Source organism: Thalassococcus halodurans (genome assembly GCF_900108225.1).
Classification (GTDB): Bacteria; Pseudomonadota; Alphaproteobacteria; order Rhodobacterales; family Rhodobacteraceae; genus Thalassococcus; species Thalassococcus halodurans.
Genome location: NZ_FNUZ01000001.1, coordinates 103,653 through 119,065, shown reverse-complemented (window position 1 = coordinate 119,065; position 15,413 = coordinate 103,653). Strand labels below are relative to the sequence as shown.

Annotated in this window: 12 protein-coding genes; 6 read left to right on the top strand and 6 right to left on the bottom strand. The window is 56.9% G+C overall.

Annotation, left to right across the window (positions count from 1 at the left end; genetic code table 11):
- Window positions 1-2: 2 nt before the first annotated feature.
- The 3 genes from C4S59_RS00570 to gltX form a co-directional block, all read right to left on the bottom strand.
- On the bottom strand, window positions 3-254 hold the full coding sequence (locus C4S59_RS00570; protein ID WP_103908540.1) for a hypothetical protein: 252 nt from the start codon (window positions 252-254) through the stop codon (window positions 3-5).
- A 147-nt stretch (window positions 255-401) separates the two neighbouring features.
- A complete protein-coding gene (locus C4S59_RS00565) occupies window positions 402-1,697 on the bottom strand; it encodes a citrate synthase (protein ID WP_103908539.1) in 1,296 nt (431 codons plus the stop codon).
- 96 nt (window positions 1,698-1,793) lie between these two features.
- Window positions 1,794-3,200 carry a glutamate--tRNA ligase gene (gene gltX / locus C4S59_RS00560; RefSeq protein ID WP_103908538.1) on the bottom strand — a complete coding sequence of 469 codons (1,407 nt, stop codon included), beginning with the start codon at window positions 3,198-3,200 and terminating at the stop codon, window positions 1,794-1,796.
- A 78-nt stretch (window positions 3,201-3,278) separates the two neighbouring features.
- Here gltX and C4S59_RS00555 point away from each other — a divergent pair, with 78 nt between their 5' ends.
- Window positions 3,279-5,330 carry a ComEC/Rec2 family competence protein gene (locus C4S59_RS00555; RefSeq protein ID WP_103908537.1) on the top strand — a complete coding sequence of 684 codons (2,052 nt, stop codon included), beginning with the start codon at window positions 3,279-3,281 and terminating at the stop codon, window positions 5,328-5,330.
- On the opposite strand, the gene lexA is transcribed toward C4S59_RS00555, so the two are convergent.
- Window positions 5,324-6,016: a transcriptional repressor LexA gene (gene lexA / locus C4S59_RS00550; RefSeq protein WP_103908536.1), complete on the bottom strand. Its 693-nt coding sequence runs from the start codon at window positions 6,014-6,016 to the stop codon at window positions 5,324-5,326. The two genes, C4S59_RS00555 and lexA, sit on opposite strands and share 7 nt — an antisense overlap.
- Before the next feature lie 99 nt (window positions 6,017-6,115).
- Window positions 6,116-6,748 carry a response regulator gene (locus C4S59_RS00545; RefSeq protein WP_234994646.1) on the bottom strand — a complete coding sequence of 211 codons (633 nt, stop codon included), beginning with the start codon at window positions 6,746-6,748 and terminating at the stop codon, window positions 6,116-6,118.
- Window positions 6,749-7,116: 368 nt separating this feature from the next.
- On the opposite strand from C4S59_RS00545, the gene C4S59_RS00540 reads away from it, so the two are divergent.
- From C4S59_RS00540 to C4S59_RS00530, 3 genes are all read left to right on the top strand, one after another.
- Window positions 7,117-7,629 carry an oxidoreductase gene (locus tag C4S59_RS00540; protein ID WP_103908535.1) on the top strand — a complete coding sequence of 171 codons (513 nt, stop codon included), beginning with the start codon at window positions 7,117-7,119 and terminating at the stop codon, window positions 7,627-7,629.
- Window positions 7,630-7,704: 75 nt separating this feature from the next.
- Complete coding sequence (locus tag C4S59_RS00535; protein ID WP_160006704.1) at window positions 7,705-10,233, top strand: hybrid sensor histidine kinase/response regulator; 2,529 nt, start codon at window positions 7,705-7,707, stop codon at window positions 10,231-10,233.
- A 520-nt stretch (window positions 10,234-10,753) separates the two neighbouring features.
- Entirely contained in the window at window positions 10,754-11,410 is a 657-nt protein-coding gene (locus tag C4S59_RS00530; protein WP_160006701.1) for a Hint domain-containing protein, read from the top strand.
- A gap of 56 nt (window positions 11,411-11,466) precedes the next feature.
- Here C4S59_RS00530 and C4S59_RS00525 read toward each other — a convergent pair whose 3' ends face one another.
- On the bottom strand, window positions 11,467-14,493 hold the full coding sequence (locus tag C4S59_RS00525) for a midas domain-containing protein (RefSeq protein WP_103908532.1): 3,027 nt from the start codon (window positions 14,491-14,493) through the stop codon (window positions 11,467-11,469).
- Between the two features lie 105 nt (window positions 14,494-14,598).
- Here C4S59_RS00525 and flgB point away from each other — a divergent pair, with 105 nt between their 5' ends.
- Both flgB and flgC read left to right on the top strand, forming a co-directional pair.
- Window positions 14,599-14,982: a flagellar basal body rod protein FlgB gene (flgB, locus tag C4S59_RS00520; protein WP_103908531.1), complete on the top strand. Its 384-nt coding sequence runs from the start codon at window positions 14,599-14,601 to the stop codon at window positions 14,980-14,982.
- Entirely contained in the window at window positions 14,982-15,398 is a 417-nt protein-coding gene (gene flgC / locus C4S59_RS00515; protein ID WP_103908530.1) for a flagellar basal body rod protein FlgC, read from the top strand. The genes flgB and flgC overlap by 1 nt, the downstream gene beginning before the upstream one ends.
- Window positions 15,399-15,413: the final 15 nt, after the last annotated feature.

The window sequence follows — 15,413 nt, the reverse complement described above, 5'->3', positions numbered from 1 at the left end:
GCTTAGAACCGATAGGTCAGCTGGCATCCAGCAATGGTTGCCAGCCCGTCGAACCCATCGACCGTGCCATGACCGTTGGCGTCCCACGCTTCTTTTGCGGCGGCGGCGGCCAGCGTCAGGCCACAACTTTCCCAAGCAGACAATCCGTTTTCCTGAGCGACCTGTGCGACGGCCGCACCGGCGTAGTAATGCGCCTGCTTGTCGTCAGTCGGGGCGGCCATCAGGCCGAGGATCATCAAAGTTGCAGCTTCCATTGTCTCAAATCCTTCCATTCATTGAGACAAATTTTAGGAAAACCGCCCGCGTTAACCAAAAGGAAACGAGTCACATAGTTAACGCGCGCCGGAAACGAAAAAGCCCGGCGTTTGGCCGGGCTTTCAGTCGTCGATGTATCGCTGAAATCAGCGGTTTTCGATGTCTGTGTAGTCGCGCGCAGTATCGCCCAGATACAGCTGACGAGGACGGCCGATTTTCATCTGCGGATCGCCCAGCTGTTCTTTCCACTGGCTGATCCAGCCAACGGTACGGGACACAGCGAAGATCGGTGTGAACATCGATGTCGGGAAGCCCATCGCTTCGAGGATGATGCCCGAGTAGAAGTCCACGTTCGGGAACAGTTTCTTTTCCGCGAAATACGGATCGGCCAGAGCGGCAGCTTCCAGTTCCTTCGCAACCTGCAGGACAGGGTTGTCTTCGACACCCAGCAGGTCCAGCACTTCGTCTGCGGACTGCTTCATCACCTTCGCACGCGGGTCGAAGTTTTTGTAAACGCGGTGGCCAAAGCCCATCAGACGGAACGGATCGTTCTTGTCTTTCGCACGTGCGATGAATTCCGGAATGCGGTCTACGGAACCGATTTCCTTCAGCATCTCGAGGCAGGCTTGGTTCGCACCACCGTGGGCAGGGCCCCAGAGGCAGGCGATGCCGGCTGCGATACATGCGAACGGATTCGCACCCGAGGACGACGCCAGACGTACTGTCGATGTCGACGCGTTCTGTTCGTGGTCAGCATGCAGGGTAAAGATACGGTCCATCGCGCGGGACAGGATCGGATCAACAACGTATTCTTCCGCCGGAACGGCAAAGCACATGTGCAGGAAGTTCGACGCGTAATCCAGATCGTTGCGCGGGTACACGAAGGGCTGACCGATCGAATACTTATACGCCATCGCAGCGATTGTCGGCATCTTCGCAATCAGGCGGTGCGACGCGATTTCACGCTGACGGGCATCCGAAGGATCGGTCGAGTCGTGGTAGAAGGCGGACATCGCACCAACGACGCCAACCATTGTCGCCATCGGGTGTGCGTCACGACGGAAACCACGGAAGAAGTTGTGCATCTGTTCGTGGATCATGGTGTGACGTGTCACCATGTTTTCGAAGTTTTCCAGTTCCTGAGCTGTCGGCAGGGCACCGTACAGAAGCAGGTAGCAGACTTCGAGGTAGTGCGATTTTTCGGCCAGTTGGTCGATCGGATAGCCACGGTGCAGCAGCTCGCCCTTGTCGCCATCGATGAATGTGATGGTCGAATCGCAGCTTGCAGTCGAGGTGAAGCCCGGATCGTAGGTGAATACGCCTGCCTGACCGTACAACTTACGGATGTCGATTACATCGGGTCCAGCCGTTGGCGAATAAATGGGCAGATCATAAGACTGTCCGTCAATCGTAAGCGTGGCTGTTTTCGGAGTATCGGCCATGTTTCATCCCTTCGTTTGCTACGACATCGGGCCCGGGGTGGGCCCGATTGTGCGCTTATTTTATTAGCGCCAAGAACGGGGACCGTTTTAGGGTCACTATTCTCCTGCGCTCGCTTCTTCCAGTCGCAGCAGGCTTTCCTGCTGGCCAAGAACAAGCATCATATCAAATACGCTCGGGGTCACTGCGCGTCCGGCCAAAGCGGCCCGTATGGGGCCTGCCATTTTGCCAAACTTGACGCCGTTCGTTTCGGCGACGCTGTTGGCGGCCGCCTCTAATTCTTCACGGGACCAGCTAGCATTCTGCAACTGCGACGTCAATTGGTTCAGTATACCACGGGATACATCATCCAATGCCTTTGCGGCTTTCTCGTCCGGCTGAATTGGGCGGGAAGCCATGATAAACTCAGCCTTTTCAAGAAGTTCCGGGAAGGTTTTGGCCCGGTCTTTCAGGCAGTACATTCCGCGCTGCATACCGTCTTTTTGCACTTCCGTAAGGTCGGGTTTGCCAGCGGCTTTCAAAAACGCCTCAAGTTCATGCAGCAGCGCAGCATCATCTGCCGCAGCAATGTGCTGTCCACAGATGTTTTCCAGCTTTTTGAAGTCCAGACGCGACGGGCTTTTGCCGATTCCCTCAAGGTTGAACCATTCTTTTGCCTGCTCATCGGTAAAGAATTCGTCATCCCCGTGGCTCCAGCCAAGACGGGCCAGATAGTTGCGCATACCGGCCGCCGGGTAACCCATGACCTGATATTCCTCGACCCCGACCGCACCATGGCGTTTCGACAGCTTCTTGCCATCTGGGCCGTGGATCAGTGGGATGTGGGCGTAAACCGGCACCGGCCAACCCATGGCGGTGTAGATCCCCATCTGACGTGCAGCGTTGTTCAGGTGGTCATCACCGCGGATCACATGGGTCACGCCCATATCATGGTCGTCCACAACCACAGCCAACATATAGACAGGCGTACCGTCCGAGCGCAGTAGGATCATATCGTCCAACTGATCGTTGCCGATTTTGACCTCGCCCTGAACTTCGTCCTTGATGATTGTATGGCCATCCTGCGGGGTTTTCAGACGGATCACATAGGGCGCGTCCGGATGCGTTGCCGGATCAGCATCGCGCCACGGGCTTTGGAACAGGGTCGAGCGGCCTTCAGCACGCGCAGCTTCGCGGAACGCCTCAATCTCTTCCTGCGTGGCAAAACATTTGTAGGCAGCGCCCTTGGCCAGCAGCTCATGGGCAACCTCAGCGTGACGGTCAGCGCGTTCAAACTGGCTGATCACCTCGCCGTCGTGATCGAGCCCCAGCCAAGCCAGACCTTTCAACAAGGCTTCGGTCGCCTCGGGCGTGGACCGTGCGCGATCGGTGTCTTCGATCCGCAACAGGAATTTGCCGCCGCGACCGCGTGCATACAGCCAGTTGAACAGCGCAGTGCGCGCGCCACCGATGTGAAGATAGCCAGTGGGGGACGGCGCGAAACGGGTGATGACTTGGTCAGACATTGGATTGCTTAACCTTTCGATAAGCTTGATGCGGTTAGCGTTGCGCACCCATACCCAGCAAGGGGATGAAGAACAAGCATGCCACGCCTTTGGACCCTGCTGGAAAGCGAACTCGCCCGGCAGCGCGGGCATTTGTTTCCTTGGGTTCCCGTTGTCCTTGCCATTGGCATCGGCGCATTCTTCTCACTTCGCTCTGATCCGTCTGCTAAACAGATCGGGCTTGCGTTCTGTGTCGCGATAGGTGCCGCTTTATCCCGACGCTTTGTAAACGAAACGTTGCAAATCGGGCTCGTCTGTATCGGGGTCTTCGCGGCGGGCTTCGGGATTGCGGGCGTTCGGGCGCAAATGGTCGCGACGCCCTTGATCGAGTTCCGGTACTACGGCCCGATCGAAGGCCGTGTCATAGCGATTGACCGATCATCCAGCGACAAGCCGCGATTGCTGCTGGATCAGGTGGTGCTACAGGATATGGCCCCGGATCGAACGCCGCATCGTGTGCGCGTGTCGTTGCACGGTGATCAGCGCTGGATTGATCCAGAGCCGGGCATGCGCGTGATCATGACGGGGCATCTTTCAAAATCGCCGGGCCCGGCGGAACCGGACGGCTTTGATTTCCAAAGGCATGCATGGTTCCAGAGCATCGGGGCAGTTGGCTACACCCGCATCCCTGCATTGGTGCTTGAGCTACCGACTGATGGCCCGATGTGGGCGCGGGCACGACACGCTTTGTCTGAACGGGTGCAGGCAAAGTTGGAAGGGCAGGTCGGGGCTTTCGCCGCCGCGATTATGACGGGTGACAGAAGCGCGATTGAGCGGGAAACGCTGGACGCTCTTCGCGACAGCAACCTTGCGCATCTTTTGGCGATTTCCGGTCTTCATATGGGGCTTTTGACCGGGTTCGTGTTCGCCAGCCTGCGCCTTGCCTTGTTGCTTGTTCCGGTTTGGGGGCTTTTGTGGCCGGTCAAAAAGCTGGCGGCGGCGGCGGCACTGGTAGTCGGTGCCGGATACCTAGGGCTTTCCGGGGGAAACGTCGCGACCGAGAGGGCCTTCGTCATGGTGGCCGTGGCGCTTTTGGCTGTGATCTTTGACCGTCGGGTGATGTCGTTTCGCGCCTTGGCATTGGCGGCGCTTATTGTCCTTGTCCTCAGGCCAGAGACGCTGCTGGGACCAGGTTTTCAGATGTCATTCGCGGCGACGACCGCGTTGGTCGCTGTGTTCGGTGCATGGCAACGTTCTGACGTGTCGCAGAAAATCCCGCGAGTTTTGCGCCCTGTCGCTGCGGTGTTTTTGTCGTCGCTCATTGCGGGCTTGGCCACAGCACCGGTCGCCATGGCGCATTTCAACAGATTTGCAGAGTTTGGCTTGATCGCGAACCTTATCGCAGTTCCCGCGATGGGGATCGTGGTTATGCCCTCAGGTGTTCTGGCGGCTTTGCTGATGCCTTTCGGACTGGAAGGTATCGGGCTTTGGGCGATGGAATGGGGGCTGAGCTGGATTTTAACCGTCGCCCATCAGGTCAGCAGTTGGGATGAGGCTGTGAAACTGGTGCCTTCGCCACCTGCAAGTGTGTTGCCCATTGGCGCAATGGCCGGCCTGTTTTGCCTTCTGTGGCAGGGCAGATTGCGGTGGATCGGGATTGCACCGGCTGTGATCGCCGCCTGGATTTGGGTTGGGGCCACACGGCCTGATGTCTTGATTGCCCATGATGGCGGGCTGGTTGGCGTTGTGACGGATCAGGGCAGGGCGCTAAGCAAAGCGAAAGGCGCAGGTTTTGCCGCGCGTATCTGGTTGGAAAATGATGGCTCCGCACTTTCGCAAAGTGAGGCCGCATCGCTTTGGCCCGAGAATACAGGCATCCAGCATGTGTCGGGCAAGCGCGCCCTTCAAGGTTTCGAAGGCTGTCATCAGGGCGAGGTGGTTGTCAGCAACCAGACCCTGCCTGAATTGCGGTGTTTGACCTTTGACGCGTCGATCTTGCGTCACACGGGCGCTGTCGCCTTGTATCGCGACAAAAGCGAATGGCGCGCGGTGACCGCACGCCATCGGAAAGGGGTTCGCATGTGGCACGGGGATGTTCCCGAAGGTCCGGAAAACCAAAGGCTCACCGGACTATTGCGGACAGATCAATAAGTGCGGATCAGCCCGACTAGACGGCCCTGCACCGAAACAGATCCGGACGGCAGAATGCGCGGTTCATAGGCTGGGTTCGCGGCCTCAAGCATAATCGAGCCGCCCTTGCGGCGGAACCGCTTTAGCGTTGCCTCATACCCTTCGATCTGCGCGACCACGATATCGCCGTCGCTGGCCTGCGATGTTTCGCGGATAACCACAACGTCACCGTTGTTGATGCCCGCGTCGATCATCGAGTCGCCTTTGACCTCAAGCGCGTAATGCTTGCCCGGTCCGCTCAGCATCTGGCTGGGCACGGCGATTTCCGGCGGGATGTCGTTGATGGCCTGAATGGGCTCACCCGCTGCGATCCGGCCAAGCACGGGCAGTTCGGTCGCTTCAATCGTGATCGACTTGGCCGCAGCAGGTGTGCTGTCGGGCAGATCGCCGTCAATGACCTTCGGGGTAAAGGTCGCGCCAGAAGGTGCCAGCGTGTCGGGCAGCTTTACAATCTCGATCGCGCGGGCGCGGTGCGCTAGGCGACGGATGAAGCCACGTTCTTCAAGGGCGGTGATCAGGCGGTGGATGCCGGACTTGGATCGCAGGTCCAACGCCTCTTTCATCTCGTCAAAGCTGGGCGGTACGCCGTCGCGGGCGACGCGCTTTTGAATAAAGTGCAGTAGATCCAGCTGTTTTTTCGTAAGCATTGCGACACCCCTTCAAGTTTGTCGCATTTTGTTCTACTCATGTTCTCGTTTTGTGTCAACAAAGTAGAACGATGCAAGAACAGCTGTGGCCTTTCGGACTCAGTAAAGCCCTTGTTCCTTGGCGATCAAAGCGGCCTGCGTCCGGTTTGCCACGCCAATTTTTCGATACAGCGTTTTGACGTGCAGCTTTACCGTCGGTTCGCGGATATCCAGATCGCGGGCGATTTCCTTATTGGATTTGCCTTCGGTCAGTCCCTTTAGAACGTCCATCTCGCGGCGCGACAGTTTTTGTGCCAGCGGGTGGTTCCGTTCGGGCTCGGGTGCGCGGAGGAATTCAATGGGCGTGAACTGTTCGCCCGCCGCCATAAAGCGGACCGCGTTGATCAGCGACTTGGCCGACAGTGTTTTGGGCACGAAACCCGCCGCACCCTTTTCCAGGGCTTCTTGGGCCACGTCGCGTGTCGCTGTGCCGGAAATGATACCGACACGGTGATCGCCGGGAAGATCCTGAATGCGCTGCATCCCTTCCAGACCGGTCATGCCGGGCATCGAGTAATCAAGCAGAACCAGATCGAAAACCGGATCATCCTTGACCCGTTCAAAGGCCGCGTTGAAATCGGCGACTGTTTCGACCGATATGTCTGGTTCTTTTCCGAGATAAAGTTGAAGCATGTCCCGGAGAAGGTCATGATCGTCTGCAACCAGAATGCGCAGTTGCGAGCTTTCAGTCATTGTGAATGCGCCTCAGGGTCATCATATGCCTAGACTACCCGCCTTTTCTGCTTTCAGTCTGTTTATCTTAAGATAGAACATGCTTCTTCCCTAAGCAAACCTACGATTTTGCCGCAGTCGTAAGCCCAACGAACTGGTGCAAAAGCGCACTGATCCGGAACAAAGTATATCTGCAGTATCTGAAGGTTCTATTTAAAAGGATAGGGATTGTGGCAGATTCCCGTCTATCGGTTTCAGTGTTTTAACACGCAATTTGAATTTAGCGTCGTGAAAACCTATACCAATGGATATTGATTTTCAACTTATGCTCTACTGCAGCGCTATTTTTAACCTGCCATATTGAACAGCGTTATCGAAAGGTTGGTTCTATGACTAATACCGTAATTTCGCGCGTTGCATTTGCAGTCGCAACTTTTCTGCCGGTCATGGGTTTCAGTGCCGAACTTGACGCTCCGGCTGGTCCTGTGTTGCTGACGGTCAGCGGCGCAATCGAGAATTCTAATACCGCCAATGGTGATGCTGCGTTCGATCGCGAAATGCTGCAGGCGCTTGGGGCAGAAACCATCGAGACAACCACAATCTGGACAGAAGGTATGCAGTCTTTTGAAGGCGTTTCCTTGCAGGTCTTGATGGACGCGGTGGGTGCCACCGGTAGCATTATGAAAGCAACAGCCATTAACGACTATTCGGTCGAGATCCCGGCAGAAGATTGGGTCGAGAATGGCCCGATTGTTGCATATTCCAACAATGGCGAGGAAATGTCCGTTCGCGATAAAGGCCCGTTGTGGGTTGTGTATCCGTACGACAGTTCCCCGAATTATCAAACCGAAGTGATCTACTCACGTAGTATCTGGCAATTGGACCGGATCACCGTCGAATAGACCCACCAAGGCCAATCCGCGCGGGAGACGTTAGTGTCCGTTGGCACAAGAATTCGCGCTGCAATGCGTCGATTAATGTCGGTCAAACTACTAGCGGCAACGGTAGTGGTTTGTTTGGCATTTGTCGTGGGCCTAAGCTGGATGATTTCGAAAGAGATCGACAAAATCAGCACTGCGACATCGGACAATGCCCAATGGACCGTCGCGCAGGTAGATGTGGAATTGCTTCGCTACCGGCTTGCTTTGGAAACCGACGGCGGCGATCCGGCCGACCTTCGGAATTTGCGCCGGCGCTTTGACGTGTTTTACAGCCGTATGTCGACGTTGCTATACGGCAATTCGTTCATCCAGTTGCGAAACTCGCCAAACTTCGCCGGGTCTTTAGATCGGCTTCTGACCTTTCTAGAGGAAACGGTTCCAATCATTGACGGCGATGACCCGCAATTGATTGCCGCATTACCCGATCTGCAAAAAGCTGCCGTCGAAATTACCCCTGTCGCACGTGAAATGACCTTGGCGGGTCTGGCGGCCTTTGCGGAAAATACCCGCGACCGTCGCCAGGAAGTTATGAAGACGCTGGTTATTCTGGCCGTCTTTGTGATGATCCTGCTGGCCATTCTGATCGTTGCTGCCGCCAAATTGATGCAGATGAATACCATCGCACGGCGTCACGCGGCCGAGGTTGAACAGGCGTCCGAACAGCTGAAAACTATCGTGGAAACGTCACTTGATGCAATCGTATTGGCGGATTTCCGGGGGCGTATTCTTACGCAAAACCCAGCGGCAGATACGATGTTCGGGTCGCTTCAGGATCGTGCGACAATAAACCTGAAAGATCTCTTTTCGCCTGATGAGACCAAGGAAAAGTTTGATTTCATCGGGACGGGCAAACCTTTGCCCGCTGGCAGTCGGCGGTTTGAAATCCAGTCGCTGCACAAAGACGGCATCTATTTCCCCGCAGAGGTTTCCATCGACCGATCTGGCGGCGGTGAGGAGCAGATGTATGTCGCTTATATCCGAGACATCTCGCGCAGGAAAAATGCCGAGGATGCCCTGCGCGATGCGCGTGACCGCGCCTTGGCGGGGGAAAAGGCCAAGTCCGAATTCCTTGCTGTAATGAGCCACGAAATGCGCACGCCTCTGAACGGCATCCTCGGCACGATGCAGCTGATGCGTCCTTTGTCGACGGGCCAGCGTGAAAACGAACTTCTCGACCGGATGGAAAGTTCTGGGCGCTTGTTGCTCAGCCTTGTGAACGATGTGTTAGACCTGTCCAAATACGAAGCAGGCAAGCTGACGCTGGAAGACCGCGCGTTTGCGCTTCCGGATTTGCTGAAGGGCATCGTGGATACCAACCGTCCGATGGCGACAGCGAATGGCAACAGCCTGAACTGGTCATGGGTCGGTCCGGAACGAAACTGGGTGCGGGGCGATCAACGGCGCCTGCGCCAGATCCTTTTAAACCTCGTCAGTAATGCTGTGAAATTCACGCGCAATGGCGAGGTCGAGATCGAAGTCGAAGAAATGGCTTCTCCTTCTGGAACGATCGAGTTCCGCGTCATCGATACCGGGATCGGGATCGGCGAAGACGATATCGAACGGATTTTCCAGGACTTCGAAACGCTGGACAGCTCGTATGCGCGTCAGGCCGGTGGCACTGGTCTTGGGCTCGGGATCGTGCGCCGTCTGGTAAACATGATGGGTGGCGAAATCGGCGCGGAAAGTGAACCCGGCGAGGGCAGCCTGTTCTGGGTGCGCATTCCGTTCAACAGTGTCGATCAGTCTGATGTGGTCAACGATGATGTCGAAGTCCCGATCACAACCCCAACCGGAGAGCGGTCGCTTTCGGTTCTTCTGGTCGAAGATAACGAGATCAACAGGTTCGTCGCGCGCGAGCTTTTGAATTCCGAAGGTCACAAGGTGACCGAAGCGGCGAACGGTCAAGAAGGCGTTGAATTGGCCAATGAGACCCTGTTCGATCTGATCCTGATGGATATCTCGATGCCGGTCAAAGACGGCGTTGCGGCGACAATCGAGATCAGGGCAGGGGACGGGGCATCATCCGGCACCCCGATCATCGCAGTGACGGCACATGCACTTCCGGAAGAGGTCGAAGGATTTCTAAAGTCAGGCATGCAGGACTGCCTGTCAAAGCCCATCGAACGAAACGCGTTGAAGCGTATTCTGGCGCAGGTGGCCTATTCCAACGCGGTGGTCACAACCGACAAGGTCGCGCATCAGAACGGAACCAAGCTGCCGTATTTCGATCCGTCGCAGCTTGAGGCACTGGCAAGCGCATTAGGGTTCGAACAGGTCGAAACTCTGATCAACCGATTGCGCGCAGAAGGCAGCGCTACAACCGACAGGTTGATGGGGATGTCTACAAATGATCCGGAACTGGCGGCTGTCGTGCACCAGTTCGCTGGCAGCTGCGCAAGCTTCGGTCTGACCAGTCTGAGGGAATCCCTTTATGGGATCGAGGGCAAAAAGAAGAGTGGGGCGCTTGTGTCCAATTCTGAAATCGAGGCCCTGAAACCGCTCTGGAAGAAGAGTGAATCAGCACTCTTGTCTTGGGCATCCCAGCAGAGAGATTACAACGGCTGACTCGCTGCTCATGTTAGCGTGATACCCCTACGGACTATTCCATCTATAGTAGATAGGTGGATTTTTTATCGTGTGTGACCAGTCGTGTATCGAAAGAGCTAAGTCCACCTTAAGACAGCACTATCGCCCCTTTATACAGGCCTTCCGCGTGTAGGTAATAACCCATCGCGGTCTTATCCTTATCTCAGCGCGCAACTTTTGAGTGCGTTGGTGAAAGGGCATTTCCATGAAGCGGTCTACGAATTCTGCACAGAACCAAGCTCATGCGGCGACGTCGCAGACCCCGTTTCAGGTCACCCGCCTTTTCGCAATTTCCTTGTTCTTTTTTCTGAGCGTTTTGGCGTTGGCCTAATGGCTTACCCAACAAAGCGATCTTGGCACGAAGGATGCAGGCACAATCCACAGCGGGTCCGCCAACTGGCCTCTCGCACACCGATAATTGAACGCGAAATGTTACTTGGGGGTTTCTATGCCGCGTAATCACAGCTTGACCAATACAGACCAATCGGGATTGCCGACTTTGACACCATCGCTGGTAAATGCGCTGTTTTCTATCACGGATGCCGTAGGCAGTGTGGTGTCGCGCAAGTCTTCGATCGCTCAGAACGAAACATATGACGCGATTGATCACGACGATCTCGCGCCGCCGCAAATCGCCACCAGCACAGCGCAGGCTCTGGGCTCTTCGGTTCTTGTCCGCACCCCGTCGCGCCTGACGCCGGTCACACAGTTGAAGGCTGGCGACTTCGTCTGCACGGCCAAGCTTGGGTTCCAAAAGGTTATTCAGGTCCGCGAACTTCTGGCTTGGATGAAAGAAGACTCCGCTCTTGTGCGCATCACGGCAGGTGCCTTGGGCAATCCCAGCACCGCTTGGGTCACGGGCGATCAAAAGCTGATCTTCTCGCACCCCCGTTTCGCCGATCTGTTTGGTGCGCCGGATGTCGCGATCAAAGCGGTTGATCTGGTCAATGGCGGGTCAATCGTCGTCGAAGAGCGCGGCCTTCCGCTGCATGTCTTCGAGGTCTGCGTTGAACAGTCTTCCGCACTGGTCTCTGATGGCCTGCATTTCAGCGTACCCGGCCGCGCAGGGGGCCACTTCCGCTGGCCTGTTCTGACAGGCCGTCAGGTTCCTTTGGCGCTGCGGGTTCTGGGTTTTGATAAAACCCCAGCCAACTGATCAAATCTTCCACAAATAAAAAAGCGGCGTCGGTAAAACCGGCGCCGCTTTTTCATTTACTCGACGTCCTTTGGGTCTAGTCCAGCGGCCCCTGGAATACCTCCTGTCGGGGCTGACTTGCGCCCGCCGCTCATGAAATCAGAGAAGTCGGCATCATCAGAAGAGGCAGGTTCGCTTTCGAGGATGGCGCTTTCCTCCGCTGGGTCTTGTGGCTTTGGCGTCGATACCTCGCCACGCAATGACTTGCGGTCGTTGGGCGTCGGCGCACTCATGAAATCCAGAAAGTCGTCCTTGGGTCCGTCGTCCTCGGACGCAGTCGAGCGCGCGTCTGTGAATTTCATGCGTGTTGTGGACGCTTCCCGCGACTTGCGCTTCGCTTCGACCTTGCGGACCAGATCGGCAAGGCGGCTGTCGAATTCCTCTTCCTCTGGCGAGATCGTCGGAAATTCATGTGCGGGCGCAGTCTGGGGCTCTGCGGCTTCGTCGTGTGTTTCTTTAGAGGAAACGGCTGTGGTGCCTTCCACCGGCGTGGAGTCGAGCGGATCGGCATCATCTAGCGGACGTTCTTCCGCATCGATTGTAACCTCTGTCGCGTCCAGTGGCGGACTGTCCGAATGGTCTTCTGCTACCGGCTTCTCATCAAAGAACGGCGCGTCATCGGTCGCGGCCGATATTTCGTCATCCTGTGGCGTAGCAGAGGTCGTTGCTGGCTCGGCCTGTTCCGCCAAGGCTTCGATAGCTTCAGGTTCTGTCTCGGGCATTTGGTCGTCAGGAATTGAAGTTGTTTCAACATCCTGCTCAAACGCGACCATCTCATCTGACTCATTGCCAACTTCAATGTCTTCAGGTTGATCTGCGTGGTCGTCGGCCTCCGGCAGCGTTTGCGTGCTTTCGTCCGTTTCGAACGGCTCTGACGCGTCGACACTCTCTGCCGTGACTGTTTCTTGATCAGAAGCTGCCGACATATCAGCGTCCGTGAATTGTTCCGCATCGATATCGTCATCCGCGATAGCCCCGTCCAAGTCGGGGCCAGTTAACTCGACATCTGGTTGACCCTCATTTGCGTCAATGGTCGTTTCCTCAGCCTCAGCCTCAGCCTCAGCCTCAGCCTCAGCCTCAGCCTCAGCCTCAGCCTCAGCCTCAGCCTCAGCCTCAGCCTCAGCCTCAGCCGGAAGCGCGTCGCTCAAGTCGAAATTTACGGCTTCTTCCAAGCCACCAGAGGTCTCATCCGCGAAGATTTCCGCTTCGGACGTGTCCTCGATATCGGCAGCAGCTTCCTGTTCGATACTGACATCTACATCGTCCGCAATGTCCAACGGAGCATCCAAATCGGGCTCATCGGGTATCAGGGCTTCAACGCCCTCAGCCTGCGCAGGAACCGTTTCCTCCGTGACCGTCGAAATGGCGTCATCCGACAAAGGAGCGCTGGCCAACTCATCAAGTGCAGGTTCCTCGGCCACATCGGTCACGTCCTCTGCGACGGAGCTTTCTTCAGGAAGTTCCGCCAGCGCCTCGGCATCTTCAGAGACCGATCCCTGTAGTTCCTCCAAAACGATGTCGTCACCATTATCTTCCGCGATGTCGCCGGTGGGCGCAGTGTCAGCGGTTTCCGTCGATGGCGGGACTTCGGTTTCTTCCGATAGGGTGTTTTCATCGGACATTTCGACCGAAGCGTCTTCGAGCATTGCGTCCATTTCGTCTGCGCTCGCACCGTCAGCCGCGCTAGACAGAATGGAAGCGTCGCCCTCTACAGTGTCGTCTATTTCGAGGGTTTCTTCGGGCGTGTTCAGGGCGTCCATCGTCGCTGCGAGGTCATCAAGACCTGCCGCAGGTTCGGAAGGTTTTTCAGCCGGAGCGTCACCCGACATGCTGTTCATCAACGCGGCAAGGTCATCGCCGCTGTCATCTTCTTCCACACTCTCGTCCGGCGCGTTCAGAGCGTCCATAGTTGCTGCGAGGTCATCAAGACCTGACGCAGGTTCGGCAGGTTTCTCAGCCGGGGCATCACCCGACATGCTGTCCATCAACGCCGCAAGGTCATCGGCGCTGTCATCTTCTTCCACACTCTCTTCAGGCGCGTTCAGGGCGTCCATCGTGGCCGCGAGGTCGTCGAGGCCTGCCGCGGGTTCGGCAGGTGCGTCGACAGGCGCTTCGCCTGACATGCTGTCCATCAGCGCGGAAAGGTCATCGCCACTGTCGTCACCTTCGGAACTCTCTTCAGGGGCGTTTAAAGCATCCATCGTCGCTGCGAGGTCATCGAGACCTGCCGCAGGTTCGGCAGGTTTCTCAGCCGGGGCATCACCCGATATGCTGTCCATCAACGCGGCAAGGTCATCGCCACTATCATCGTCTTCTGCACTCTCTTCAGACGCGTTCAGGGCGTCCATCGTGGCCGCGAGGTCATCGAGACCTGCCGCAGGTTCGGCAGGTTTCTCAGCCGGGGCATCACCCGATATGCTGTCCATCAACGCGGCTAGGTCATCGCCACTGTCATCCTTTTCTGCACTCTCTTCAGGCGAGTTCAACGTGTCCATCGATGCTGCCAGATCGTCCAGACCTGCGGCGGCCTTGGCAGCTTCGGCCTCTGCGCGTTCTTGGGCTTCGATACGTGCCAAGGCTTCTTCCGCGCTGATGATGGCGTTGGGATCTTTGGGCGCTTCGGCAGGGGGCGCTGCAGGTGCGGCTTCGGGTTCGTCTTCCCCTCCCATCTGATCGAAAAGCGCCATCATGGCGTTGTCCTCCAAAGCCGTTGTCTTCGGTTGCGGCTTGGGTTTCGGAGGAGGCGGGGGCGGCGCGGGTTCCGGTTCGGGCGGGGTTTCTTCGATCACCACAGCTTCGATGATCTCGGGCTCTTTCACCAGCTTGCCCTTTTCCATCGCAGCAAGGCCGTCCCGCAGCGCGCGCAGACGGAGTTGCATCGCAAGCTGGCGTTTGCCGTCGTCGCGTTCGTCGTGCCAGACCTCGGCGCCCGCGTTGGCGATATCCACCAGACTGCTTTGTTTGTGCTTCTGGAAAATGCGCCGCAATTGACGGGGCAGGGCCGTTTTGCTGGGGGGCTTAATCTCTGGTGTTTCCTGCGTCATCGGAGCGCTCCGGTGTTTGTCTTTCGAAGTTGGCATCGGACTTGCAAATATCGGGCCAGATTGCGCTGCGGCGCTGACAGAAAAGCGATGCAAAGGAAGGTCCAAATGGTTGGTGTACGCGATCATCTGGCGACACATGCAAATGCCCTGATGCTGCGGGAAAAGCGGAACGCGGTTCTGGCGTCGAATATCGCCAACGCGGCGACGCCCGGTTTCAAGGCGCGTGATTTCGATTTTTCGCAGGCGATGAAGCAAGCGGTGGGAGAGGCCGAGTTGCGGACAACGCACGACCGGCACATTCCGACCAGCGCAGCCGCGGGAACCGGTTTGGGCTATCGCCAGCCTTTGAACCCGTCGATGGATGGCAACACGGTCGAGCTGGCGGTCGAGCAGACAGAGTTTTCGGAAAACTCGCTGCGCTACCAGACCAGCCTTCAGCTTCTGAACCGTAAGATCAGCGGCCTGACCCGCGCGATCAAAGGAGAGTAATCATGACAGTGAAAAACGTCTTTGATGTCGCGCAGCGGGCTATGACGTCACAGTTGACCCGCCTGAATACGGTCGCGTCGAACCTTGCCAATGCGAATTCGGTCAGTAGCACCGAGGAGGGGGCCTATCGGGCCATGCGCCCCGTGTTCAAAACGATCTACGCCGAGAACACCAAAGACTCGGGCCTGTCATCCGTCGGGGTCGAACGCATCGTGCAGCTCGATCGTGCGCCCGAGCGTTTGTACCAGCCTGAACACCCCGAAGCCGACGCCGATGGCTTCGTCTATCAGGCCGTCGTCAACACAGAAGAAGAGATGGTCGAGATGATGGAAGCGTCCCGCCAATATCAGAACACCGTCGAAGTTATTTCGACGATGCGGGCGCTGATGGCACGAACTGTGAATATGGGCCAGTGATAGGGAAGGAACGAC